Consider the following 23,735-nt stretch of genomic DNA (forward strand, 5'->3'; position numbering starts at 1 on the left):
ATTCCCTCCTATGGGATCACCGGGGCGACGGCGCCCCGGATGCGGGTGACGGTGATGGCTGAGGCGTCGGCGAGGTCCCGCGAGGGCACCGCCGATCCGGGGAGCGATGCGGCGGCCGCCCCGTGCGCGACCGCCTGGGCGAGCGCCCGATCGGGCGCCGCCCCCTCGGTCACGGCGAGCAGGAAGCCGGCGAGCGAGCTGTCGCCCGCGCCGACGGTGCTGCGCGGCACGATGCGCGGTGCGGGGGCGAACCACGCCGTGTCGGCCCCGACGAGCACGGCCCCCTTCGAGCCGAGCGTGACGAGGGCCGAGCGGATGCCGCGGGGCACGAGCGTCGCGGCGACCTCGGCGACCCGCTCGGGGTCGGCCTCGAGGGCGTCGGCGTCGGGCTCCCCGGTGAGCTCGGCGAGCTCCTCGCCGTTGGGCTTGATGAGGTCGACGGGCTCCCCCGCGGCGACGAGCGCCTCCAGCGGCGCGCCGGACGTGTCGACCGCGATGCGGGCGGCGACGCCCGCGGCGCGCACCTCGCGCACGACCCGCACGTAGAAGTCGGCGGGCAGCGACGGCGGGAGCGATCCGGCGAGCACGAGCCACGAGGCATCCGCCGACTGCGCGACCACGGCCGCGACGAGCGCCTGCTGCTCGGACTCGGTGAGCACGGGACCGAGCTCGTTGAGCTTGGTCGTGACGCCGTCGGGCTCGGTGATCGTGATGTTCGACCGCAGGCGCGCGCCGATCGGCACCGTGACGACCGGCACGCCGGCCGAGGCGAGCGCGACCACGAGCGGGTCGTCGCCGCGGCCCGGGAGCACCGCGACCGACGCGGCGCTCGACGCGGTGAGCGCGCGCGTGACGTTGACGCCCTTGCCCCCCGGCTCCTCGACGCTGCGGGCCACGCGCTGCACCTCGCCGCGCTGCAGCTCGCGCTCGAGCTCGACGGTGCGGTCGAGCGACGGGTTGACGGTCAACGTGACGATCATGCGACCCGCACCTCCACCTCGGCCTCGTCGAGCGCGTCGGCGAGGGCGGGCCCCGGCGGCGCGTCGGTGATGAGCACGTCGACCTCGTCGAGGCACGCGAACCGGTGCAGCGCCTCGTCGTCGTGCTTGGACGCGTCGACGAGCACGACTGCGAGCCGCGACCGGTCGACCATCGTGCGCTTGACCTGGGCCTCGAGCTCGTCGGGCGTCGAGAGGCCGAACTCGGCGCTCACGCCGTTGGTGCCGAGGAACGCGATGTCGGGGCGGATGTCGGCGAGCTGTGCGACGGCGGTCGGCCCGACGGCGGCGCTCGTGACGCCGCGGACGGTGCCGCCGATGATGCGGACGATGAGGTTCGCGTTGCCGTGCAGCAGGGCCGCGATCGGCACGGAGTTCGTGTAGACGGTCAGCGGCGCGATGCCGGGCTCGGGCTGCCACCCGGCGAGCACGTCGGCGAAGGCGCCCGTCGTGGTGCCCGCGTCGAGCAGGATCGAGCCGGTGAAGGTCGGCGGCACGAGCGCGAGCGCGGCCTGGGCGATGGCGCGCTTGGCGTCGGTGCGGCGCTCGGCGCGTTCGAGGACCGTGGTCTCAGCGAGGCTCGCGCGGGAGGCGCTGACCGCTCCGCCGTGGACGCGGCGCACGTGGCCGGCCTTCTCGAGCGCGTCGAGGTCGCGGCGGATGGTCTCGGGCGTGACGTCGAGCTCGGCGGCGAGGTCGGCGACCGAGACGCGGCCCGTGCGGGCAAGGGCGTCGAGGATGTGCTCGTGTCGCTCCATCGCGTACATGCGGCCTCCTTGCCGGGTCGAACTGCAACCTGCGTTTGTGTGAGTTTAGCTCGCCAATCCCACACAAAGCAAGCAATCCGCAGAAATTCCCACACAAACGGATGTCGCGTCCTCACCGCCCTCCCGCTCCCCTACTCCCGACTCACGCGAAACTGCCCCATTGAGGGCTGTTTCGCGTGAGTCGGAGATGACCCGGCCCACTCGGCGGACGCGACTCACGCGTATCGGCCCCGATTAGGGCGCTTTCGCGTGAGTCGATGGTCGACCGAGCGAGGCGGCGCGGCGCGCCATCCGCCCCCGCTACTGCAGCGCCGAGGTGAGCCGCGCGAGGTTGTCGAGGACCGTCGACCGGAGCGGCTGCGTCAACCACTCGTCGAGGGTCAGTTCGCGGCTGTCGCGGCGGTAGCCGTCTTCGACCGCGCGCATCTCGCGCACGAACGATTCGCCGCGCACGAGGAGCGAGACCTCCATGTTGAGCTCGAACGAGCGGATGTCCATGTTGCTCGAGCCGATCACGGCGACGTCGTCGTCGATCGTGAAGTGCTTCGAGTGCAGGATGAACGGCGCGCGGTACATGTAGATGCGCACGCCGGCGCGCAGCAGCGCCTCGTAGTAGGAACGCTGCGCGTGGTAGACGAGGGCCTGGTCGCCGATCTCGGAGACGAAGAGCTCGACGTGCACGCCGCGCTGGGTCGCGCCGCTGATGGCGCGGAGCATCGCCTCGTCGGGCACGAAGTAGGGACTGGTGATGATGATGCGCCGCTCGGCCGCGTAGAGCAGCGCGAGGAAGAGCTTGAGATTGTTCTCGTTCACGTAGCCCGGCCCGCTCGGCACGACCTGGCAGTCCAGGTCCTGCGGCGCCGGCTCCTGAGTGAACGGGATCAGCTCGTCGCGCGACGGCGCCTCACCCGTCTCGAGGTACCAGTCGGTCGCGAAGATCGCGTCGAGGCCCGACACGATGGGGCCCTCGACCTCGGCGACGAGCTCCTGCCACTTGAGGCCGCGACGGATGTTGGAGCGCTTGTGGTAGCTGCGGTCGACGATGTTCTGCGACCCCATGTAGCCGACCTCGCCGTCGACGACGAGGATCTTGCGGTGGTTGCGCAGGTCGGGCCGTTGGTACTTGCCCTTGAGCGGCATCACCGGGAGCATGAGCTGCCACTCGACGCCCATCTCGGTGAGGTGCCGGATGGTGCGCCTGTACCCCTTCACGCGTCGGGAGGCGATGTGGTCGAGGAGCACCTTCACCTCGACACCGCGCTGCACCGCCTCGCCGAGGGCGTCGACGAAGCGGGCCGTCGTCGAGTCGTACGCGAAGATGTAGAACTCGGCGTGGACGTACCGCTCGGCTCGCGAGATCGCGTCGGCCATCGCGTCGATCGAGGCCTGGTAGTCGCCGATGAGGCGCGCGCTGTTGGAGCCGATCAGCGGCATCGCGCCGAGGTTGCGGTTCAGCCGGACGACGCCGTCGAACCAGCTGGGCCAGTCGGTGCTGTCGCTCGTGCGCTCGACGCCGTGGGTCGACTCGCGGATGAATCGGTCGACCTCCTCCTGCTTCTCGCGCCGGGCCTTCGGCAGCTTGGGATTGCCGATGAGCAGGAAGAACAGGATCCCGATGTAGGGGATGAAGAAGATCGCGAGCAGCCACGCCATGCCCGCGGTCGGGCGGCGGTTGCGCGGCACCACGATGATCGCGACGATGCGCACGGCGAGATCGATGGCCACCAGGATGGCGGCGAAGACCGCCGTCGCCTGCGCCTCCGTCATGCCGGGCTACGCGGCCCGGCGTTCGGCGGCGTGCTTGGCTCGCTCCTCGGCCTCGATCTTGCTGTACGCGTCGCGCTCGGTGCGGTCGGCGCGGAGGATCGCGCGCATCACGAACCAGAACGTGAGACCGATCAGCACGGTCGGCGCGACCGACCAGATCGCGTTGAGCCAGAAGTCGTCCATATCCCCTCCAGAGTACGGGGGTTTCCTCGGGTTCGCTGGGCGCGGTCCGCCCCGGTTCGGGGGTGGGTTTCGAGACGGCCCTGGCGGGCCTCCTCAACCCGCACAGGCGGGTCAGCCGGCGGTGACGATGCCCCAGATGCCGGAGCCCAGCAGGTAGAGCCCGATCGCGCCGACGACGATCCAGATCGCGAGGCGCGTCATCGACGGCTTCCGCGGGTCGCGCTCGGGTTCGAGCTCCTTCTTGGGCAGGTAGTCGTTCATCGTGTCGTCCGTTTCACTTCACGAGCGGGAAGAGGATGGTCTCGCGGATGCCGAGGCCCGTGATGGCCATGAGCAGCCGGTCGATGCCCATGCCCATGCCGCCGGTCGGCGGCATGCCGAATTCGAGCGCGCGCAGGAATTCCTCGTCGAGGCGCATGGCCTCGGGGTCGCCACCCGCCGCCAGGCGTGCCTGCTCGACGAACCGCTCGCGCTGCACGACCGGGTCGACGAGCTCGGAGTACCCCGTCGCGAGCTCGAAGCCGCGGACGTAGAGGTCCCACTTCTCGACGACGCCCGGGACGCTGCGGTGGTGGCGCACCAGGGGCGACGTGTCGAGCGGGAAGTCCATGACGAACGTCGGGTGCTCGAGGCCCGGCTTCACGTGGTGCTCCCACAGCTCCTCGACGTACTTGCCGGGAAGCGGGTGGTCGACCTCGATCTCGACCGCGTCGGCGAGCTCCTTCAGCCGCGACATGGGGGTCTCGGGCGTGACCTGCTCGCCCACCGCCTCGGAGAGCGAGTCGTACATCGACAGCCGCGCCCAGTCGCCGCCGAGGTCGTACTCGGTGCCGTCGGCCCAGGTCACGACGTGCGAGCCTGCGACGGCGAACGCCGCATCCTGCACCAGCTGCTGCGTGAGGTCGGCGATGCCGTGGTAGTCGGTGTAGGCCTGGTAGGCCTCGAGCATCGCGAACTCGGGACTGTGCGTGGAGTCCGCGCCCTCGTTGCGGAAGTTGCGGTTGATCTCGAAGACGCGCTCGATGCCGCCGACGACGGCGCGCTTCAGGTAGAGCTCGGGCGCGATGCGCAGGAAGAGCTCGGTGTCGAACGCGTTCGAGCGCGTCACGAACGGGCGCGCCGAGGCACCGCCGTGCATGACCTGCAGCATCGGCGTCTCGACCTCGATGAAGCCGAGGCTCGTGAACGTCGAACGCAGGCTCGCATTGACCTTCGCACGGTCGACGACGTTGCGCCGGGCCTGGTCGCGCGCGATGAGGTCGAGGTAGCGGCTGCGCACGCGCGTCTCTTCCGAGAGCTCGTTGTGCAGGTTCGGCAGCGGATTGATCGCCTTCGAAGCCATGCGCCACTCGGTCGCCATGATCGACAGCTCGCCGCGACGGCTCGTGATGACCTCGCCCGTGACCGCGACGTGGTCGCCGAGGTCGACGAGTTCCTTCCAGGCCGCGAGCGACTCCTCGCCGACCTCGCCGAGCGAGACCATCGCCTGGATGCGGCTGCCGTCGCCCGACTGCAGCGCCGCGAAGCAGAGCTTGCCGGTGTTGCGGAGGTGCACGATGCGGCCGGCGAGCGAGACGGCCTCGCCGCTGCGCTCGTCGACGCCGAGCCCGACGAAGCGCGAGCGCACCTCGGGGATCGTCGAGGTGATCGGCACCGAGACCGGGTAGGCGCCCGCACCGAGGTCGTCGGCGGCCTCGATGAGCCGCTCGCGCTTGGCGAGCCGCACGGCCTTCTGCTCCGAGATCTCCTCGGGGGTCGGCTCGTGCGTGGTCTCGTCGGCCATGGGGTCTCCGGATCGGTCGGCGGGCGTGCGTATTCGCGGCATCCGTTCGGACGCCATGGACCAGCGTAGCCCGCCGCGTCGCGGCGATCCTGACGGGCAGCCGGATGCCGCGGGCCGTCAGCCGAGCGTGATGCCGGCGTTGTCGATGAGCCGCGTCGTGCCCACGCGTGCGGCGACGAGCACGGTCGCGGGACCGGTCGCGCCCTCGATCACGGGCAGGAACGTGGCGGGATCGACCACGACGAGGTAGTCGAGTTCGATGCCGTCGTGGTCGCCGAATGCGCCGGCGGCCTCGGCCAGCACCTCGTCGAGGCCCTCGGACGCCGCGGAGTCGGCGGCGACCAACGACTCGGAGAGCGCGAGCGCGATGCGCCGCTGCTCGGCGTCGAGGAATCGGTTGCGGCTCGACATGGCGAGACCGTCGGGCTCGCGCACCGTCGGCACGACCTCGATCTCGAGCGGGGCGTCGAGCTCACGCACCATCCGCTGCACGAGGAAGACCTGCTGGGCGTCCTTCTGCCCGAACACCGCACGGTCGGGCAGGACGATGTGGAAGAGCTTGGCGACGACGGTGAGCATGCCGTCGAAGTGGCCAGGGCGGGACGCGCCCTCGTAGAGCGTGCCGACGTGCCCCGCGGTGACCCTGGTCTCGACCTCGCCCGACGGGTACATCTCGGCGACGGTCGGCGCGAACGCGAGTTCGACGCCCTCCCGCTCGAGGGCGGCGAGGTCGGTCTCGAGGGTGCGCGGGTAGCGGTCGAGGTCCTCCCCCGCCCCGAATTGCAGAGGGTTCACGAAGATCGACACCACGACGACGTCGGCGGCCTCGCGCGCGCGACGCACGAGCGCGAGGTGACCCTCGTGCAGCGCGCCCATGGTCGGAACCAGTGCGATCGTGCGCCCGGCGGCGCGGTGCGCGCGCACCGCGGCGCGGATGCCCGCGATCGTGTCGACCAGCTCCGTCACACCGCACCTCCCGACGGCCAACCGTCGTCGGCCCCGTCGATCGTAGCCGCCCCGTCGATGCTCGGGCCGGGGTCGTGGCGCGCGAGCGCGTTCTCGACCGCGCTCCGCACGAGCGGCGCGAGCACCGAGCCGGCGCGGTCGACGCCGATCCGCTCGAGGATGCCGGTGGCCTGGTCGACGATCGCGGTCGAGAACGACACCGCGGTGTCGACCGCCTCGGCGTACGCGCCCCGATCGCCCTCGGCGACCACGAGCGGCTCGCCGCCCATCTCGACCACGAGGGCCTGCGCGATCGGCAGCACGGGGGCCGGCGCGGTGACCGCGAACCAGGTGCCCGCGAGCCGACCGAGGTCGATGCTCGTGCCGGTGAAGCTCATCGCGGGGTGGATGGCGAGCGGGATGGCGCCCGCGCGGAGGGCGGGTTCGAGCACCGAGACGCCGTAGCGGGCGGCGGTGTGCACCACGAGCTGCCCTGGCCGCCAGGCGCCGGCGGCGGCGAGGCCGTCGACGAGCGAGGGCAGCTCGTCTGCGGGCACGGCGAGCAGCACGAGCTCGCTGCGCTCGACGACGTCGGGGATCGGCAGCACGGGAACCCCGGGCAGCATCGCGGCCGCACGCTCGAGGCTGGACTCGGAGACGGCGGCGATGCCCGTGAGCGCGTGGCCGGCGCCGCCGAGCGCCGAGGCGAGCACCGCGCCGACGTGGCCGGCGCCGATCGTGCCGACGCCGAGGCGTCCGGCTCGCTGATCAGCGCGCATCGGCCTCCACCCCCCAATGGTCGCTGCGGTCCCGGATGGCGCGTGCCACCGCCTCGGCCGCGATCGCCTCGAACGCGGCATCGGCATCGGCCCGGTCGAGCGCGGGGACCTCGGGCGTGATCGGCCCGGCCACCGTGTGGATGCGCAGCGACGCGAGCCCGAGCCCGCGGCGGATCGGACCGCGCGCGAGCGCGACGGACTGCAGGCGCGCGAGCGGCACGAGCACGAGGCTGCGCAGGAGCCAGCCGCGGCGGAGCAGCACCACGCCGCCGGCGATCGCGAGCCCGACGCGTCGCCACGAGGTCGGGCGGATCCACGCGGCGCGACGCGGGGCGGCGGTGTAGCCGGCGCTGCTGCCCCGGCCGGTGAGCCCGGCGTCGATCACCGACGCGATCTCTGCGGCCGCCTCGGGCGCGAGCAGGCCGATGACGCGCTCGACGTCGTCGGCGGTGCCGACGGGCAGCACGAGCGTGCGCTGGGTCGCGTCGCCGTTGCCGACGACGGACTGCCCGGCGATGTTCACCCGCACCGTCCACCAGCCGAACGGCCGCCACAGGAGCCACTGCGACGCCTCGATCGCGTGCACGCGCCCGGGCGGGATCGTCTGGTTCGAGGTGGACAGCAGGCCCGACCCGATGCGGACGCCGTCGGGCGTGCCCGCGATCGAGTACCGCAGCGACTTGGTGATGCGCGACCACAGGTAGCTGATCAGGCCGATCGCGGCGGGCACGAACGTGAACAGCAGCCACGTCGCCCCGGTCGTGATGCCGATCGTGATCACCACGACGAGCACGACGAACCAGACCATGGAACCGCCGAGCAGCGACGACGCGATCACGCGCGGCAGCGGCAGGCGCACGACCGACTCGGGCGGGGCGAGCGACGGGTCGAGCTCGGGTGCGAGGAACTCGTCGACGCGCCGGTTCACGAGGCCGCCGGCGCGGGCGGCGAGGGTCGGCGACGCCGTGCCATCCGGGATCACGGCCCCGGCACCCGCCCCAGCGTCGGCGGCGGCGGGCTCGCCGGGCCCGGCCGCGGCCCGTCGCGCACCCGACGCGAGCCGCAGCAGGTCGGCGCGAAGGCGGTCGGCCTGCGCCGACCCGAGGTACGAGAGGTCGACGTTGCCGGACTGGCCGGCGACGGAGACGTCGAGCTTCGCGGTGCCGAACAGCCGGGCGAACACCGGCCGGGCCAGGTTGATGCCCTGGATGCGATCGAGCCGGGCGCTGCGGTGCGAACGGAACAGGATGCCGCTGCGCACCTCGAGCGCCTCGTGCGTCACGCGGAACGTGTGCATGCGCCACGCGAGCCAGAAGCCGAGCACGACGAGCACGATGACGACCGCGAGGCCGATGAGCGCCCACCCGATGAGGCCGTTCGCGACGATCCCGGTGATGGGGTCCTCGGCCCAGTCGCCCTCCCAGTCGGACGGCGCGAAGTCGCGCTCGAACTCGCTCGGCGCGAACAGGAGCAGGAACACCTCGACGAGTCGCTCGCGCAGGTTCGCGAGCACGAAGCCGAGTACCGCGAGGAACACGAGGCCGCCGCGCAGCAGCGGGCTCGCGGGGTGCAGTCGGTGCCACTCACCGTCGGCGAGGTCGCGAGTCGCGGGCGGCGGGACCGGCTGCGACTGCGGCGGCGGCTGGGTCGCGCTCACAGCCCCGCCCGGCGGGTCTCGGCGAGCGAGACGAGATGGTCGCGCAGCCGCTCCGCCTCCTCCAGCGGCAGCCCGGGCAGCGTCACCGCGGTGGCGGCGGCGGCCGTGACGAACTTCAGGTCGGCGAGGCCGAGCGCGCGGGAGACCGGCCCCCGGGTGATGTCGACGAGCTGCATGCGACCGTAGGGCACGGCGACCTGGCGCTGGTACATGATGCCGCGGCGGAACACGAGGTCGTCGGCGCGCAGCAGGTAACGGATGGAGCGGACGCGCCGCGGCTCGAACGCGATGGAGACGAGCGCGAGCAGCCCGACGCCGGCCGCGATCCACCCGAGGAACGGCAGGTCGAGCCACGTGCTCGCGACGAGCAGCGCGGCCACGGCGATGCCCGCGCCGATCACCGAGCCGACCACCTCGACGACGACGTGCTTCGGCGAGACGCCGCGCCACTCGGCCGCCGCCACGGGACCGGCCCCGGCTGCGGCCGTCGCGGGAGCCGGCTGGGCCCCGGCCGACGCCTCGAGCCCTCCCGCCGCTTCGACCCCGGTCTCGGGACCCGCGGCCCGCCGCTCGCCGGTCGCCGGCACCTGCTCGGGCTCAGGCATTCGCCGTCTCCTCCTCGTCGTCGGGTTCGTCGGGCGGCAGCGTGCAGAAGTGCTCGGCCACGAGCCCGCCGGCGAGCAGCAGCGCCGCGCCGATCGCGGTGGCCACCGCCATCCATGTGGTCGAGGCAGGGGGAAGCACGCTTCGCGTCAGCAGGAACAGGGTGATGCCGAGCCCGACGCCGAGCACGAGCGCGCCGGTGACGCTGCTCGCCTTGGCCAGCACGGCGACGCGCGCCGCACGGAACGGGTCGATCCGCCCCTTCGCGGAGCCGCGGACCGCCTGCCGGATCGGCCAGGCCATGGCGACGACGATCGCGGCGACGCCGACGAGCGTGACGGCGAGCGAGATCGGGGGCACGAGCGCGGAGGAGCCGCCGCTGACCAGCGCCAGCTCGCCGAGGTAGCCGAAGGCGAGCCCGCCGACCGTGAACGCGATGAGGGTCGAGGCGTGCGTGCGCTTCACCGGCGCACCACCTCGTCGGTCGCGGACGCGCGCAGCTCGGCGATGCGCCCGCGGCCGCGGATCTCGGCATCGGGCTCGACGTCGAGCCACGGCTGCAGCACGAACGCACGCTCCCACGCCCGAGGATGCGGCAGCTCGAGGCGATCGTCGACCAGCACCATGCCGTCGACGTCGATGAGATCGAGGTCGAGCGTGCGGTCGCCCCAGCGCGTCTCGCGCGTGCGGCCGTGCTCGAGCTCGATGCGCTGCAGCAGGTCGAGGAGCGCGTGCGGTTCGAGGTCGGTCTCGACGATGACCACGCCGTTCAGGTAGCGCGGGGCGGCGCCGTCGACCCCGTCGACCTTGATCGCAGGGGTCTCGTAGACGGGCGAGACCGCCACGAGCCGCATGCCGGGTGCGTCGGCGAGCTCGCGCGTCGCCGCGGCGATCGTGGCCTCGCGGTCGCCGAGGTTGGCGCCGAAGGCGACGACGGCGCGGCTCATGCGCGCCCTCGCACGACGGTCACCGACACGTCGTCGAACGGCACCGCGATCGGCGCCTGCGGCTTGTGCACCGTGACCGTCGCCTCCTCGACGCCCCCGAAGCCGAGGGCCACCGCGGCGACGCGCTCGGCGACGGTCTCGATGAGGTCGACGGGGTCGCGCTCGACCGCTCGGGCGACCGCCTCGGCGAGCTCGCCGTAGTGCACGGTGCGGCCGAGGTCGTCGCCGGATGCCGCGGCGCGGAGGTCGACCGCGACGGTGACGTCGATCACGAACTCCTGCCCCTGCTCGCGCTCGAAGTCGAACACGCCGTGGTGCGCGCGCACCCGGATCCCGGTCACGGAGATCCGATCAGGAGTGCTGGCCACGTCGTCCACTCTGCCATGCACCGGCGACGTCGAGCGCGACCCGCGTGGACGCGACGTCGTGCACGCGCACGGCCCACGCGCCGGCCTGGGCGGCGAGCGCGCTGACGACCGCGGTCGGCAGGTCGCGCTGCTCGACCGCTGCGCCGTCGGGCAGCAGCGCGCCGAGGAACCGCTTGCGCGAGGCGCCCACGAGGATCGGGTAGCCGAGCTCGGCGAGCACGTCGAGATTGGCCAGCAGTTCCCAGTTCTGCTCGCCGCGCTTGGAGAATCCGAGACCGGGGTCGAGGATGAGCCGCTCGGGCGCGACTCCGGCGCCCAGCAGCGCGTCGACGCGGCGCGCGAGCTCGTCACGCACGTCGCGCGCGACGTCGGCGTACTCGGCGAGCTGATCCATCCGGTCGGAGTGGCCGCGCCAGTGCATCGCCACGTAGCGAGCGCCCGACTCGGCGGCGATCCGCGCCATCGACTCGTCGGCCAGCCCGGCGGAGACGTCGTTGATGATCTCGGCGCCGGCCGCCACCGCCTCCTCGGCGGTCGTGGCGCGCATGGTGTCGACGCTCACGCGGAGCCCGCGGCCGGTCAGCGCGCGGATGACGGGGATCACGCGCCGCAGTTCCTCGTCGGGGTCGACGCGCGCCGCGCCGGGCCGGGTCGACTCGCCGCCGACGTCGAGCAGGTCGGCGCCGGCCTCGGCGAGTTCGAGCGCGTGCGCCACCGCCGCGTCGGCGTCGAACCAGCGCCCGCCGTCGCTGAACGAGTCGGGCGTGACGTTGACGACGCCCATCACGAGCGTGCCCGCGGCGCCGACCGGCGTGAAGGCGTCGGCGAGGTCAGGCACCGCGACCCGCTCCGATGAGGGCGATGATCTCGGCACGCGCGGCCGGCTCGGCGAGTGCGCCGCGGCTCGCGATCGTGATCGTCGAGCTGTGCTCCTGGCGCGCGCCGCGCGTGGTCACGCATCCGTGGGTCGCGTCGAGCACGACGAGCACGCCGCGCGGGTCGAGGCCGGCCTCGAGCGCGTCGGCGATCTCCTCGGCGAGCCGTTCCTGCAGCTGCGGACGGTTCGCGAGCGTGTCGACGACCGCGGGGATGCGGCCGAGGCCGACGATCCTCGCCCCGGGCAGGTAGGCCACGTGGGCCGTGCCGATGAAGGGCAGCAGGTGGTGCTCGCACACGGAGCGGAAGTGGAGGTCGCGGAGCACGACCGCGTCGCCGGTCGCCGGCTCGCCGTCGTCGGCCGCGCCGATCTCGACCGAGTCGGCCAGCGGCGCCTGCGGATCGGCGCCGATGCCGCTGAAGTACTCGGCGTACGCCTCGGCGACGCGGGCCGGGGTCCTCGCGAGCCCGGCGCGGTCGGGGTCCTCGCCGATGGCGAGCAGCAGCTCGCGGACGGCGCGCTCGATGCGGGCCGTGTCGACCCCCGTCATGGCACCCTCCTCATCGCCCGCGACCGACGCATCGGCTCACGCCGTGGCGGGACGCGGCTTCGTGCTCGGCGCGCGCGACGCCTTCGCCTCCTCGACGGGCTTGCCCGAGTCGACGCCGCCGTCGACGGCACCCTGGTCGATCGGCGCCTTCTGGTGCGGGAACTGGATGGGCGGGCGGTCCGAGACCGGGCGCTTGTCGCTCGAGAGCCAGAGCGGCCGCGGCGGGAGCTTGCGGACGTCCTTGAAGATCGCGGCGATCTGATGCTGGTCGAGCGTCTCGTGCTCGAGCAGCTCGGCCGCGAGCGTGTCGAGGATGTCGCGGTTGTCGTTGAGCACCTGCCACGCCTCGTCGTGCGCCTGCTCGATGAGCGTGCGCACCTCGACGTCGACCGTCTCGGCGATCTCCTCGGAGTAGTCGCGCTGGTGGCCCATGTCACGGCCGAGGAACACCTCGCCCTGGGACTGCCCGAGCTTCACGGCGCCGACGTTCGCGCTCATGCCGTACTCGGTGACCATCTTGCGGGCCGTCGACGTGGCCTTCTCGATGTCGTTCGACGCGCCCGTGGACGGGTCGTGGAACACGATCTCTTCTGCGACGCGGCCGCCCATCGCGTAGGTGAGCTGGTCGAGCAGCTCGTTGCGGGTGACCGAGTACTTGTCCTCCAGCGGCAGCACCATGGTGTAGCCGAGCGCACGGCCGCGCGGGAGGATCGTGATCTTCGTGACGGGGTCGGTGTAGTTCATCGCCGCCGCCGCGAGCGCGTGTCCGCCCTCGTGGTAGGCGGTGATGAGCTTCTCCTTGTCCTTCATCACACGCGAGCGACGCTGCGGTCCGGCGATGACGCGGTCGACGGCCTCGTCGAGCGCGCGGTTGTCGATGAGCTGCGCGTTCGAGCGGGCGGTGAGCAGCGCGGCCTCGTTCAGCACGTTCGCGAGGTCGGCGCCCGTGAAGCCGGGCGTCTTGCGCGCGAGCACCTCGAGGTCGACGCCGTTGGCGAGCGGCTTGCCCTTCGAGTGCACCTCGAGGATCTTCTGGCGGCCCTTGAGGTCGGGCGCGTCGACGCCGATCTGGCGGTCGAAGCGGCCCGGGCGGAGCAGCGCCGGGTCGAGGATGTCGGGGCGGTTGGTCGCCGCGATGAGGATGACGTTGGTCTTCGGGTCGAAGCCGTCCATCTCGACGAGCAGCTGGTTGAGCGTCTGCTCGCGCTCGTCGTGGCCGCCGCCGAGACCCGCGCCGCGGTGCCGGCCGACGGCGTCGATCTCGTCGACGAAGATGATGGCCGGCGCGTTCTGCTTGGCCTGGTCGAAGAGGTCGCGCACGCGGCTGGCGCCCACGCCGACGAACATCTCGACGAAGTCGGATCCGGAGATCGAGTAGAAGGGCACGCCCGCCTCGCCCGCGACGGCGCGCGCGAGGAGCGTCTTGCCGGTGCCGGGAGGGCCGTACAGCAGCACGCCCTTCGGGATCCGCGCGCCGACGGCCTGGAACTTCGCCGGGTCCTTCAGGAAGTCCTTGATCTCGTGGAGCTCCTCGATGGCCTCGTCGGCGCCCGCGACATCGTCGAAGGTGACCTTCGGGCTCTCCTTCGAGACGAGCTTGGCCTTCGACTTGCCGAACTGCATGACGCGGTTGCCGCCGCCCTGCATGCCCGAGAGCATGATCCAGAAGAACAGGCCGATGAGCACGAGCGGGAGCAGGATGCCGAGCATCGAGAGGAACCAGTTCGGCTGGGGCACCTCGTCGTCGTAGCCGTCGGCCGGGTTCGCGGCGTCGACCGCCTCGATCACGTCGACGCCGCGCGGCGTGACGTAGTAGAACTGCACCTGGGTGCCGAGATCCTCCTCGGCCTCGGTCAGGGTGAGGTCGACGCGGTTCTCGACGTCGACGATCTTCACGGCCGAGACCTTGCCGTCGTCGAGGAGCTCGAGGCCCTTCTGCGTGGAGACCTCGCGGAACCCCGACTGGCTGATGAGGCTCGATCCGATCCACACGGCGACGATCGCGAGCAGGATGTACAGGATCGGCCCGCGCAGGATCTTCTTCACGTTCATGGTCCTGCAAGGCTACAGCGGCGCCGCTGGGGACCGGCTCCCTGTTCGCTGAAAGCGGTGCGGCGGTGCCGTGGCAGGCTGAATCGCCGCGCCACCGTGATGCTACGGCGCCGGCGGCTCGCCGGACGGCTCCCTCGGCTCCGGCTGCTGCCACTGGCCCAGCCGGTCGTCCATGTCGGCGGCGGCCTGTCGCGCGCTCGGCGTGTATCCGAGCACGACGGGGAGGAAGCGGTCGCACGTCAGCGCCTGCAGCCGCAGGTCGCTCGTGGCCCGCACCGTGGCCGTCCGGCGCGTGCGCCGGAGCAGCGCGATCTCGCCGAAGCCCTCCCCCGGTCCGAGCGCGGCGACGACCCGCCCGTCGCCGATCACGTCGGCGTCGCCCGACTCGATCACGTAGAACCGGTCGCCGCGCTCGCCCTGCGTGAACACCGCCGCGCCGGCCGGCACGGCGACCGGCTCGAGGCCGCGCGCCAGCTGTTCGATGGAGGGAAGCGGCAGCACCTGCAGCATGGGCACCTGCCGGAGCAGGCCGACACTGTGGTCGAGGTCGTCCACGACGCGGTCGAGGCCGCGCAGGCGTCGCCACGAGACGAGGGCGAGCACCGGGCAGACCAGCCCGATCGCGATGAGCGCGCCCTGGACGCCGAGCCATCCGATCGCCGCCGACGCGACCACGGCGCCGATCCCGACGAAGACCGCCACGAGGCTCTCGAGCACGCCGAAGATGCGGGCCAGGACCTCGTCGGGCGCCATCCTGGCGATCAGCGTGAACCCGGCGATGTCGATCAGCGCGTTGCCGACGCCGACGAACGAGAGCAGGACCAACGCGGCCGCCTGCTGGGGGAACACGCCGACAAGGGCGATCGGCAGTCCCCACAGTGCGACGCCGACCGCGAACCATCCGCCCAGCCGCCCCGTGCCGACGAGCAGCGACGCCCCGAGCGAGCCGAGCACCGCGCCCACCCCCACGGCGGTCATGAGGGCCCCGACCCCGGGTTCGCCCGTGCCCAGCAGCTCGATCGCGACCACCACGGAGAGCACGGTCAACGCACCCCGGGTCAGCGCCTGCGCGGCCGCGAGCCCGAGGATGAGCAGCAGGTCGCGGTTCCCGGTGGCCGCGCGCAGGCCCTCGGCGGCCTCCTTCGCCAGGTTGGGTCGGCTCGGGGCGGGAGGTCGAGGGGGCGCCTCGTACTTGAGTCGCACCAGCAGGGCGGCGGCGGCGAACGAGGCCGCGGCGGCGACGGCGAACACCACGTCGACGCCGGTGAACTGGAGCAGCACCGCCGCAAGCAGCGGCCCCGCGAGCGTGGCCGCGGAGTCGAGCAGACCGCGGACCATGTTGGCGCTGGCGAGTTCGTACCCGGTCCGGCACAGCGACGGCAGCAGCGCGGAGTGCGCCGGTCGGTAGAGCGTCGCCGCGATCGTCGAGACCACCGCGAGCGCGTAGACGATCGCGGCCGGGCCCGCCACCGCGACGACCAGGGCGGCGGCCGCCGTCGCGAGTCCGCGGACCACCGACACCAGGATGAGCACGCGCTCGCGCCGTCCGCGATCGGCGATCGGCGAGAGCAGCGGGGCGAAGATCGCGGACGGCACCATCCGCAGCAGGCCCACCAGCCCGACGGCGACCGCACCGCCGTCGCGGTAGGCGACGATCCCGAGCGCCACGGTGAACGCCCACTCGGCGGTCCAGGCGCCGAGGAAGCTGAGCTGGGCGCGGCGCAGGCTGGGGTTCACCCAGTTGCTCGCGAAGGCCGCGCCGGCCTCGCGCAACCGGCCCCGGCGCCCCCCATCGCCCATGGGGACGACTCTAGGGCCTGCAGCCCCGGATCGGTCAGCTGTAGACGTGCGGCGCCAGGATGGCGACATCCCGCAGGTTGCGGTACCTCTCGGCGTAGTCGAGCCCGTAGCCGACGACGAACTGGTTGGGGATGTCGAACCCGAGGTACTTGACGTCGACCTCGACCTTCGCGGCGTCGGGCTTGCGCAGCAGCGCGCAGATCTCGATCGACGCGGCGCCGCGCGAGCGCAGGTTGCCGAGCAGCCAGCTGAGCGTGAGGCCGGAGTCGATGATGTCCTCGACGATCAGCACGTCGCGGCCCGACAGGTCGGTGTCGAGGTCCTTCAGGATCTTCACGACACCGGATGACTCGGTGCCGAGCCCGTACGACGAGACCGCCATCCAGTCCATCGTCACGTGCGGCTTCAGCTCGCGCGCGAGGTCGGCCATGACCATGACGGCGCCCTTGAGCACGCCGACGAGCAGCAGGTCGCGGCCGGCGTAGTCGGCCTCGATGCGCCGGGCGAGCTCGGCGAGCTTGTCGCGGATCTGCTGCTCGGTCACGAGCACCTCGGTGAGGTCGGCCTCGATCTCGCGCGAATCCATCCCGGGCTCCTCCTGCTGGTCGTGGGCGAAACGGATGGCACGAGCCTATCCCCGGTCGCTGTCCAGAATTCAGGAGCGCCGCCGTCACCCCCGTGCAGTATTCAGGAGCGCCGGCCTCACCCCCATGCGGAATTCAGGAGCAGCGGCGGCGTCCCCGTCCAGAATTCAGGAGCGCTCCGCGCCTTCGGCCTGATCAGCGCCCGAGTCCCGCGCGGCAGGGACCGGAAGCGTCGCACCGTTCCTGAATACTGCTCAGAGCGTTCCTGAATTCCGCTCGGGGCGTTCCTGAATTCCGCTCAGGGGGCTCCTGAATTCTGGATGAGGAGGAGAGGGCCGACGCGGGTGGCGCGGCAGCCGGGCAGGTCGATGGGACCCTGGCCGCGCCAGTCGGTGACGAGCCGGGCGACCTCGAGCGTCTGCCGGCGGCTCAGCGCGACGCCGAACTCGCTCGCGACGACGTGCCGGATGATGCGCTGCCGGAGCGCGGCCGGGTTGGCGGCGAGCGCGCCGACCGACACGGCGATGCCGGCCTCGGCGGGCTCGCAGATCTCCTCGATGAACTCGTCGATCTGGTCGTCGAACGCCTGCTCGTCCTCGCGGAGCTGCTCGGCGGTGCGCGCGAGCGCCTCGGCGACGCCCGGGCCGAGCTCGGCCTCGAGCAGGGGCAGCACCCGTTCGCGGACGCGCACGCGCGCGTACGCGGGGTCGGTGTTGTGCGGGTCGTCCCACGGCGCGAGCCCGGCGTCGAGGCACGCCTGCCGCGTCGTCGCACGCCGGATGCCGAGCAGCGGCCGCGCGTAGCGTCCCGTGCGGGGCGCCATCCCGGCGAGGCTCGCCCCACCCGATCCGCGCGCGAGGCCGAGCAGCACGGTCTCGGCCTGGTCGTCGAGCGTGTGGCCGAGGAGCACGAGCTCGGCGCCCGTCTCGGCGGCCGCGGCATCGAGCGCGGCGTACCGGGCCGCGCGCGCCGCACCCTCGGGTCCGGCTCCGCCTGGCGCGGCCGCCGCGTCGACCCTCCGCACCAGCACCGGATCGAGCCCCAGGTCGCGGGCGACGGATGCCGCGGCATCCGCCTGCTCGGACGACCCCGCCTGCAGCCCGTGGTCGACGACGACCGCGCCCGCGCGCCATCCGGCCCGCGGCCCCTCGAACGCGGCCGCCGCCGCGAGCGCGAGCGAGTCGGGCCCGCCCGACAGCGCCACGAGCAGGAGTGGCACGTCGGACGGGTTCCGAGACGCGGCCTGCGGTCGCTCCTCGACCTGCGGACCCGCCAGCACGGCGCGCACCGCGCGTCGCACGTCGGCGATCGGCGGCGTCAGGCGTGGACGGCGCTCGGAGGGCATCACGTAACCTTATTCCGGCCATCCGGGGCGCGAGCGCGCCATCCGCCACACGAGGAGAACAGCATGGGCGAGTACGCCGCCGTCATCGAGATCCCCAAGGGGAGCCGCAACAAGTACGAGGTCGACCACGAGACCGGCCGGGTCTTCCTCGACCGCGTGCTCTACACGAACTTCGTCTACCCGACCGACTACGGCTTCTTCGAGAACACCCTCGGCGACGACGGCGACCCGCTGGACGTGCTCGTGCTCACCCAGTACCCGCTGTTCCCGGGCGTGGGCGTGAAGGTGCGCCCCGTCGGCGTGTTCCACATGACCGACGACGGCGGCGGCGACGCGAAGGTCATCGCGGTGCCCGCGGGCGACCCGCGCTGGAACCACATCCAGGACGTCGACTCGATCCCCGAGTTCACGCGCAAGGAGATCGAGCACTTCTTCGAGCACTACAAGGACCTCGAACCGGGCAAGTGGGTCAAGACCGAGGGCTGGGCGAACGCGGCCGAGGCCGAGGCGCTCATCGCCAAGGCGATCGAGGCGTATCCCGGTCACTGAGACCGGGCGGATGTCGCGACATCCGCTGCACGCATGAACGGGGCGAGCCGAACGGCTCGCCCCGTTCCGCGTCTCAGCCGAGGTAGATGCCGCGCGCCCCCATGAACGGCACGGGGTCGATGCGGCTCGCGCCGCTGTAGACCTCGAAGTGCAGGTGGCATCCGGTGGACGCGCCGGTGGTGCCGCTCGAGGCGATGTTCTGGCCGGCGCCGACGCCCTCGCCGTACCCGACGAACAGGCCGCCGGGCCGGATGTGCGCGTAGCCGGTGTAGATGCCGCCGCCGTGCGAGATCTTGATGAAGTTCCCGTAGCTGCCCGACCATCCGGCGAACACGACCGTGCCGGCGGCCGCCGCGTAGATGGGGGCCGAGCAGCCGGTCGCGATGTCGGTCGCGTAGTGGAACGGGCTCGAGCAATACCCGCCGCCGCAGATCACCTGCCGCGGGCCGTAGCTGCCGGAGATGCGCCCGTACGCGGGCTTGGCCCAGCCGGATGCCGCGGGGCCGGCGCCTGCGCTCGGGCCCCCGCCTCCTCCGCCGCCGCCCGCCGCCGCCGCAGCGGCCGCCGCTGCTGCCGCCGCTGCGCGTCGCGCCGCCTCCTCCTCGCGGCGCTTGCGCTCCTCCTCCTCGCGGCGCTTGCGCTCGCCCTCCTCGTACGCCGCGGTCGTCTTCGCCTCGGCGTCGCGCAGGAACTGGAGCTGCTGGTCGAGCAGGATCTTCTTCTCCTCCGACTCCGCCAGCGCCGCCTCGGCCGCGGCCTGCGCGGCCTGCGCGGCGGCGAGCGCCTGCTCCGCAGCGATCCGCAGCCGCTCCCGCTCGGCGCGCGCGACCTCGGCCTGGTCGGCGAGGGACTGCGCGGTGTTCGTCGACTCCTTGGCCTGGGCGTAGATGTCGGCCGTGCGCTCGACCATCTTCTCCATCGACCCGAGCTTGGCGAGCAGCTCGTCGGTGCGCTCGGCCTCGCCCGCGTCGAGGAGCAGGTTGACGCCGATGTCGGAGCCGCCCGTGCGGTACAGCTGCGCCGCGAGCTGACCGGCGTTGCGCTCGGCGTTCGCGGCCTCGGCGGCGGCCGCGTCGGCCTGGGCCTGGATCTCGTCGGCGCGACGCACGGCGTCGTCGTACTGCTGCTGCGCGACGATGAGCTCGTCGGTGCGGCGCTCCGCCTCGGCGCGAGCGACCTCGACGTTCTCCTCGAGCTGGGCGATCAGGCCGATGATCTGCTCGACGGCCTTCGCTGCCGCGGCGGTGTCGGCCTTGGCCTTCTGCACGTCGGGCCAGCTGGGGTACTCGAGCGCGCTCGCCGGGGCCGGGTTCGCCGTGACGCCGCTCGTCGCCGCGAACACGAGCACGAGCAGCGCGGCGAGGGCGCGCAGGCGAGAGCCCATGCGTCCGATCGCTCGGCGCTCTGCGGTTCGCGACATGATTCCCCATCCGCGCAGGCCCGCTCCGGCGCCGCGCTCGTGCTCCTCGTGCGTCTCTCGTATGGGCAGTAGCCCTGTCACACTAGGTTCGATCCGGGCCCCATCCGGGCATTTCCGCCCCGCGTGGCGTGTCTCGGCCGGCTCGTTTTGGAATCTCGTCACGGACCGCGTATGCTCTCTACTCGGCGGTTCTGCCCCGGCAGAGCCACCACGGATCACATCCGGCCCCATCGTTTAGCGGCCTAGGACACCGCCCTTTCACGGCGGCAGCACGGGTTCGAATCCCGTTGGGGTCACCCAGCGATGGGTTTACAATTGAACAGCTTCTTTACGAGGCCCTGTGGCGCAGTTGGTTAGCGTGCCGCCCTGTCACGGCGGAGGTCGCGGGTTCAAGTCCCGTCAGGGTCGCTCAGGCGACAAGCCCTTTCCCTATTCGAGAGAGGGCTTTCTCCTTATCGAGGCACCGTTTCCGATTCGTCGGGCCGATGTCGCGAGGCTCTGTAGCTCAGTTGGTAGAGCGTTCGACTGAAAATCGAAAGGTCACCGGATCGATGCCGGTCGGAGCCACAGACGAAAGCCCCCGGTTCGCCGGGGGCTTTCTCGTTTTCGCGAGTGGCTCAAGCAGCCGAAGCCGTGCCCACCTGCCCACAATTCCCCACGACCTACGTGATCGCACTCGGCTCTTATGGCCAGCGAGGACGCATCTTCATCGACATGACCGTGGGCAATGATCGTGGACGCGCGGCCAACTCCGACGCTCCGAACGCTGGCCGACGGCTGCGCGAAGAATCAGGGGTGACGCTCTCACCTCAGAGCTCCCGAACAGCATCGACTCGGCCTTCGGCGATCGCGGCCAGATGTGCGGCGTGGTCCAGCTCGGTCAGGTCGGCGTTTGCGGAGGCGAACCCGACCACCGCCTGATCGAACGTGTCGTCGTCGCCGAGGTAGCCGCGGATCGCCGCGGCGTCGCCGCGGCGAGCATGGGCGAGGGCGAGCGTCGCCGCGCACAGGCCGGCGTAGCGTGACAGGAGATTGCCACCCATCTCCTCCACGACGAGCGAGCGCTTCCCGTCCCACAGCTGCCTGGCGTAGAAGTCGAGCGGACGGTGACTGCGGGGAGAGTCGTATCGGGGCCACCCGAGGAGGACGTCGCCGCTCGCCTGCATGAGGCGCTGTCCTTGGACGACTCGCTCACCTGCCTCTCCGAAGCCGCTCCGTCCGAGGTACGGCTCCAGACCGAGGCGGTCGCCTCCTTGAACTGCAGCACGAGCGGCTCACCATCGGCCGTCGACAGCAGGGCGATGAGGCACTCGTCCCGACGCTGCCCACGCCGACGACCTTGACCGCCAGATCCACGATGTCGTAGCGCTCGAGTAGGCGCCGCAGGCTGAGCGGCAAGGTCTACCGTTACGCCTCGAAGAACGCGGTGACCTGCTCGCTCTCGTTGGAGTCCATGTCGAAGTGGAAGACGAGCGGCGGATCGTCCACGATCCGTTAGGTGCCCCTGCCCGTTCCGTCAATCGATCGAACGACCGGACGCTCGTCCGGGCGGACGCTCGGCGTCAGGCCTTTTCGAGCCGCTCGGCATCCTTCCCCCGCGTCGCCTCGAGCAGCGCGTCGAGTTCGAGACGGAAGTAGTGGACCACGAACGGGTCCCGCTCGGCGAGCTGGCCGAGCACGCGGCGATACGACGAGATCGCGGAGCGCGTGGCCGCCGTGGTCTTCGCCGCACCGAGCCCGTTGTCGCGTCCGGCGACGGTCACGCTTGGCGCGAGCCGCTTCAGGTCCCGTTCGAACGGCCCCGGGTGCGTCTCGTCGAAGTCGTTGACGTCGAACACCAGGCGTCGGTAGGCCCCGTTGAAGAGTCCGAGGTTCGCCAGGTGGGCATCTCCGCACACAGCGGGACCTGCAGCCCGAGTCCGGCACGTGTGACAGGTCGGACGCCATCACGGCCGGCGCACCGCGGTAGAAGGTGAACGCGCTCACGCTCATCCGGCCGTGCCGGATCGAGACGAGCACGGGGATCCGCCTCGTGTCCTGCGCGATCAGCAAGTCCACCGGGTCGGGCCGGTAGCCCGGCCGCGGGAGTTCGGAGTGTCGTGCGAACGCGACCGCGGCACGTCGCCCGGCGCCTGCGGCGTGTCCGCAAGAGTCCGCAGAGCGGAGTTGCAGATGAGCCGTCTTGGCGCGTGATTCCGCGGGTGTTGGGGTTCGGGTTTCGCGGACTCGATGCTGACTCGGCGCGCATCGGCCGCCAGAGCCGCATGCCCTCCTCACCTCTGCGGTCGCGCACGTCGGCGATCACGCCTGGGGATGGCCAGTTCGCTAGGCTCGCTCCAACGGAGGACCAGATGGTTTACAGCATTGAGACACAGTCTCCAGATCGGACCATGCGAACCGGCGTCTACTCCACCGTCGACGAGGCCAAGTGGTCAATTCTGGAGTATGCCGAGATGCCACGGGCGGCCGCAATCTATGAAGGCGAGACGCCAGCAGGCGGAACTGTAGTCGCAGTCTGGGATTACCACGACTCATGGATCGACGTGGATCCCGTTGCGAAGTCAGAGTGGTGGCACGATGTGCCGCAGGGCGCCCGGGACTGGATGATGCAGAATCCAGGCGCGGCAATGCCTTCAACCGTTTGGCTATGGGCTACACGGGCAGGTGCGGCGATGAGCGGCATCGAGTGGCGGGACAGCGACCCGTTGGGCGACATGTGGCTCACGATGTCGGATGAAGATTGGCGCACGGTTCTAAGCGGCCTAGAGGAGTCGGCCGGGCGATAGATGCCGGAGAGCGCCGATCCGCCCAAGTTCGCGTCACCGTGCAGCGCCGATCGACGGACCAAGATATTGGCCCGAGAAGGGTTGAGCGGTCCCTTCAGCTCTCACTGTCCCCTCTGGGCCCGGCTCACCCTGGCTCTGAGCGACATCTTCTGACATCTTGTTGCCAAGCCGAGCCTCTGTCTTGACGAACCAGCGGGGATTGGCGAACATCACCTGCGCAAAAAAAGAAAGCCTCAATCCGAAGATTGAGGCCGGGTCTTGAGACAGATCGCGCTTAGAGACTACATGTGTTCGTCGATAAGCGTTCCACTGCTCCCCTTAGGGTTCCTAGCGTAGCACCTCTTCCGGAAGCGAGCAATCGAAAGCCCGTCAGCCGTCACCTCGATCGTCTGAGAGTCCGCGAGACACTTGACTCCATCGTCCGAGGCCCTGCGGCCGGAAGACGGAGAGCGATCGACGAGCGACTCCAAATACGTCGACGTAGCGCAACTCCAGAGCGAAAGCGATTCCATCAACGCCCTCAAAGGGCTCGAGTCCGACATCCGGTGGCGGCGAAGCGCGGTCGAGAACGACCATGAAGATGGCTCGTTGCTTGGCTGCTACAACCGATGGGCCACTGGTCGCACCCCACTTGCCATCCGTCCGGACGAGAAGCCCCTCGACGTCGAGGGCGGGGCCAACGCCAACGTTCACTACGCCAACCGTGTAGCGATCATTGGCGATCGCAAGGAACAGACTGTCCCGGCTTCCATCTTCTCGCAAGCTGAAGCGGCCCTCCGTCGGCGGATGATGCGCAAGCACTTCGGCCGGCGCTGAGGTCGATGACTCATGGACGGGCGTCAGAAAGGGATACTGACTCAGCGTCAGCGCCGTTCGGCTGGCGAGTAACTGTCGGTCAGTGCGTGCCAGTGCCGCACCCGTCAGCGCCAAGGCACATAGCGCAGCCGCGGTAGAAGCCGTTGCCGTGAGCACGCC

The 23,735-nt window shown here is 71.4% G+C and carries 26 protein-coding genes, 3 tRNA genes and 1 pseudogene; 6 read left to right on the top strand and 24 right to left on the bottom strand.

Annotation, left to right across the window (positions count from 1 at the left end):
- Positions 1-8 precede the first annotated feature (8 nt).
- The 19 genes from AC3RKB_RS01605 to tilS form a co-directional block, all read right to left on the bottom strand.
- Positions 9-980 carry a 1-phosphofructokinase family hexose kinase gene (locus AC3RKB_RS01605; protein WP_491434225.1) on the bottom strand — a complete coding sequence of 324 codons (972 nt, stop codon included), beginning with the start codon at positions 978-980 and terminating at the stop codon, positions 9-11.
- A complete protein-coding gene (locus AC3RKB_RS01610) occupies positions 977-1,765 on the bottom strand; it encodes a DeoR/GlpR family DNA-binding transcription regulator (RefSeq protein WP_491434226.1) in 789 nt (262 codons plus the stop codon). The genes AC3RKB_RS01605 and AC3RKB_RS01610 overlap by 4 nt, the downstream gene beginning before the upstream one ends.
- Positions 1,766-2,065: 300 nt before the next feature.
- Positions 2,066-3,532, bottom strand: coding sequence for a cardiolipin synthase (gene cls / locus AC3RKB_RS01615; protein ID WP_491434227.1), 1,467 nt, complete (start codon positions 3,530-3,532; stop codon positions 2,066-2,068).
- A gap of 6 nt (positions 3,533-3,538) precedes the next feature.
- Positions 3,539-3,715: a hypothetical protein gene (locus AC3RKB_RS01620; RefSeq protein ID WP_491434228.1), complete on the bottom strand. Its 177-nt coding sequence runs from the start codon at positions 3,713-3,715 to the stop codon at positions 3,539-3,541.
- 111 nt (positions 3,716-3,826) lie between these two features.
- Positions 3,827-3,976 carry a hypothetical protein gene (locus AC3RKB_RS01625; protein ID WP_491434229.1) on the bottom strand — a complete coding sequence of 50 codons (150 nt, stop codon included), beginning with the start codon at positions 3,974-3,976 and terminating at the stop codon, positions 3,827-3,829.
- A gap of 13 nt (positions 3,977-3,989) precedes the next feature.
- Entirely contained in the window at positions 3,990-5,498 is a 1,509-nt protein-coding gene (gene lysS / locus AC3RKB_RS01630; protein ID WP_491434230.1) for a lysine--tRNA ligase, read from the bottom strand.
- A 117-nt stretch (positions 5,499-5,615) separates the two neighbouring features.
- Positions 5,616-6,464 (bottom strand): pantoate--beta-alanine ligase, encoded by an 849-nt coding sequence (panC, locus tag AC3RKB_RS01635; protein ID WP_491434231.1) that lies wholly within the window; start codon positions 6,462-6,464, stop codon positions 5,616-5,618.
- On the bottom strand, positions 6,461-7,222 hold the full coding sequence (locus AC3RKB_RS01640; protein ID WP_491434232.1) for a Rossmann-like and DUF2520 domain-containing protein: 762 nt from the start codon (positions 7,220-7,222) through the stop codon (positions 6,461-6,463). The genes panC and AC3RKB_RS01640 overlap by 4 nt, the downstream gene beginning before the upstream one ends.
- Positions 7,212-8,879: a PH domain-containing protein gene (locus AC3RKB_RS01645; RefSeq protein WP_491434233.1), complete on the bottom strand. Its 1,668-nt coding sequence runs from the start codon at positions 8,877-8,879 to the stop codon at positions 7,212-7,214. Before AC3RKB_RS01645 ends, AC3RKB_RS01640 begins: the two co-directional genes overlap by 11 nt.
- Positions 8,876-9,484 carry a PH domain-containing protein gene (locus AC3RKB_RS01650; RefSeq protein ID WP_491434234.1) on the bottom strand — a complete coding sequence of 203 codons (609 nt, stop codon included), beginning with the start codon at positions 9,482-9,484 and terminating at the stop codon, positions 8,876-8,878. Before AC3RKB_RS01650 ends, AC3RKB_RS01645 begins: the two co-directional genes overlap by 4 nt.
- The gene (locus tag AC3RKB_RS01655) at positions 9,477-9,947 is read right to left on the bottom strand and encodes a DUF3180 domain-containing protein (RefSeq protein WP_491434235.1); all 471 of its coding nucleotides are present in this window, start codon (positions 9,945-9,947) and stop codon (positions 9,477-9,479) included. Before AC3RKB_RS01655 ends, AC3RKB_RS01650 begins: the two co-directional genes overlap by 8 nt.
- Positions 9,944-10,429, bottom strand: a complete 486-nt coding sequence (folK, locus tag AC3RKB_RS01660) for a 2-amino-4-hydroxy-6-hydroxymethyldihydropteridine diphosphokinase (protein ID WP_491434236.1) — start codon at positions 10,427-10,429, stop codon at positions 9,944-9,946. The genes AC3RKB_RS01655 and folK overlap by 4 nt, the downstream gene beginning before the upstream one ends.
- Positions 10,426-10,797: a dihydroneopterin aldolase gene (gene folB, locus AC3RKB_RS01665; protein ID WP_491434237.1), complete on the bottom strand. Its 372-nt coding sequence runs from the start codon at positions 10,795-10,797 to the stop codon at positions 10,426-10,428. The genes folK and folB overlap by 4 nt, the downstream gene beginning before the upstream one ends.
- Complete coding sequence (gene folP / locus AC3RKB_RS01670) at positions 10,781-11,581, bottom strand: dihydropteroate synthase (RefSeq protein ID WP_491436730.1); 801 nt, start codon at positions 11,579-11,581, stop codon at positions 10,781-10,783. The genes folB and folP overlap by 17 nt, the downstream gene beginning before the upstream one ends.
- Before the next feature lie 46 nt (positions 11,582-11,627).
- Positions 11,628-12,224, bottom strand: coding sequence for a GTP cyclohydrolase I (gene folE / locus AC3RKB_RS01675; RefSeq protein ID WP_491434238.1), 597 nt, complete (start codon positions 12,222-12,224; stop codon positions 11,628-11,630).
- Positions 12,225-12,260: 36 nt separating this feature from the next.
- Positions 12,261-14,276, bottom strand: a complete 2,016-nt coding sequence (ftsH, locus tag AC3RKB_RS01680; RefSeq protein WP_491434239.1) for an ATP-dependent zinc metalloprotease FtsH — start codon at positions 14,274-14,276, stop codon at positions 12,261-12,263.
- A 102-nt stretch (positions 14,277-14,378) separates the two neighbouring features.
- The gene (locus AC3RKB_RS01685) at positions 14,379-16,076 is read right to left on the bottom strand and encodes an MFS transporter (protein ID WP_491434240.1); all 1,698 of its coding nucleotides are present in this window, start codon (positions 16,074-16,076) and stop codon (positions 14,379-14,381) included.
- A gap of 34 nt (positions 16,077-16,110) precedes the next feature.
- Positions 16,111-16,662, bottom strand: coding sequence for a hypoxanthine phosphoribosyltransferase (hpt, locus tag AC3RKB_RS01690; RefSeq protein WP_491434241.1), 552 nt, complete (start codon positions 16,660-16,662; stop codon positions 16,111-16,113).
- 296 nt (positions 16,663-16,958) lie between these two features.
- The gene (gene tilS / locus AC3RKB_RS01695) at positions 16,959-18,005 is read right to left on the bottom strand and encodes a tRNA lysidine(34) synthetase TilS (RefSeq protein ID WP_491434242.1); all 1,047 of its coding nucleotides are present in this window, start codon (positions 18,003-18,005) and stop codon (positions 16,959-16,961) included.
- Between the two features lie 63 nt (positions 18,006-18,068).
- Here tilS and ppa point away from each other — a divergent pair, with 63 nt between their 5' ends.
- Positions 18,069-18,554 carry an inorganic diphosphatase gene (ppa, locus tag AC3RKB_RS01700; protein ID WP_491434243.1) on the top strand — a complete coding sequence of 162 codons (486 nt, stop codon included), beginning with the start codon at positions 18,069-18,071 and terminating at the stop codon, positions 18,552-18,554.
- Positions 18,555-18,627: 73 nt separating this feature from the next.
- Here ppa and AC3RKB_RS01705 read toward each other — a convergent pair whose 3' ends face one another.
- On the bottom strand, positions 18,628-19,974 hold the full coding sequence (locus tag AC3RKB_RS01705) for a peptidoglycan DD-metalloendopeptidase family protein (RefSeq protein ID WP_491434244.1): 1,347 nt from the start codon (positions 19,972-19,974) through the stop codon (positions 18,628-18,630).
- Positions 19,975-20,197: 223 nt separating this feature from the next.
- Here AC3RKB_RS01705 and AC3RKB_RS01710 point away from each other — a divergent pair.
- From AC3RKB_RS01710 to AC3RKB_RS01720, 3 genes are all read left to right on the top strand, one after another.
- Positions 20,198-20,270: transfer RNA gene (locus AC3RKB_RS01710), tRNA-Glu, on the top strand.
- A gap of 38 nt (positions 20,271-20,308) precedes the next feature.
- Positions 20,309-20,382, top strand: a tRNA-Asp gene (locus tag AC3RKB_RS01715).
- Positions 20,383-20,468: 86 nt separating this feature from the next.
- Positions 20,469-20,541, top strand: a tRNA-Phe gene (locus tag AC3RKB_RS01720).
- Between the two features lie 242 nt (positions 20,542-20,783).
- Here AC3RKB_RS01720 and AC3RKB_RS01725 read toward each other — a convergent pair.
- The 4 genes and pseudogenes from AC3RKB_RS01725 to AC3RKB_RS01740 form a co-directional block, all read right to left on the bottom strand.
- Positions 20,784-21,209 carry a DUF2252 family protein gene (locus tag AC3RKB_RS01725; protein WP_491436731.1) on the bottom strand — a complete coding sequence of 142 codons (426 nt, stop codon included), beginning with the start codon at positions 21,207-21,209 and terminating at the stop codon, positions 20,784-20,786.
- Positions 21,166-21,372 (bottom strand): DUF2252 family protein, encoded by a 207-nt coding sequence (locus tag AC3RKB_RS01730; protein ID WP_491434245.1) that lies wholly within the window; start codon positions 21,370-21,372, stop codon positions 21,166-21,168. The genes AC3RKB_RS01725 and AC3RKB_RS01730 overlap by 44 nt, the downstream gene beginning before the upstream one ends.
- A gap of 164 nt (positions 21,373-21,536) precedes the next feature.
- The gene (locus tag AC3RKB_RS01735) at positions 21,537-21,872 is read right to left on the bottom strand and encodes a DUF2252 family protein (protein ID WP_491434246.1); all 336 of its coding nucleotides are present in this window, start codon (positions 21,870-21,872) and stop codon (positions 21,537-21,539) included.
- Between the two features lie 19 nt (positions 21,873-21,891).
- Positions 21,892-22,251 (bottom strand): annotated as a pseudogene (locus tag AC3RKB_RS01740) (DUF2252 family protein); the annotation flags it as partial.
- 74 nt (positions 22,252-22,325) lie between these two features.
- Here AC3RKB_RS01740 and AC3RKB_RS01745 point away from each other — a divergent pair.
- Together AC3RKB_RS01745 and AC3RKB_RS01750 are read left to right on the top strand one after the other, a co-directional pair.
- Positions 22,326-22,760 (top strand): hypothetical protein, encoded by a 435-nt coding sequence (locus AC3RKB_RS01745; RefSeq protein WP_491434248.1) that lies wholly within the window; start codon positions 22,326-22,328, stop codon positions 22,758-22,760.
- Between the two features lie 408 nt (positions 22,761-23,168).
- Positions 23,169-23,576 carry a hypothetical protein gene (locus AC3RKB_RS01750; RefSeq protein WP_491434250.1) on the top strand — a complete coding sequence of 136 codons (408 nt, stop codon included), beginning with the start codon at positions 23,169-23,171 and terminating at the stop codon, positions 23,574-23,576.
- Positions 23,577-23,735: the final 159 nt, after the last annotated feature.

The organism is Agromyces capsici, assembly GCF_058349965.1.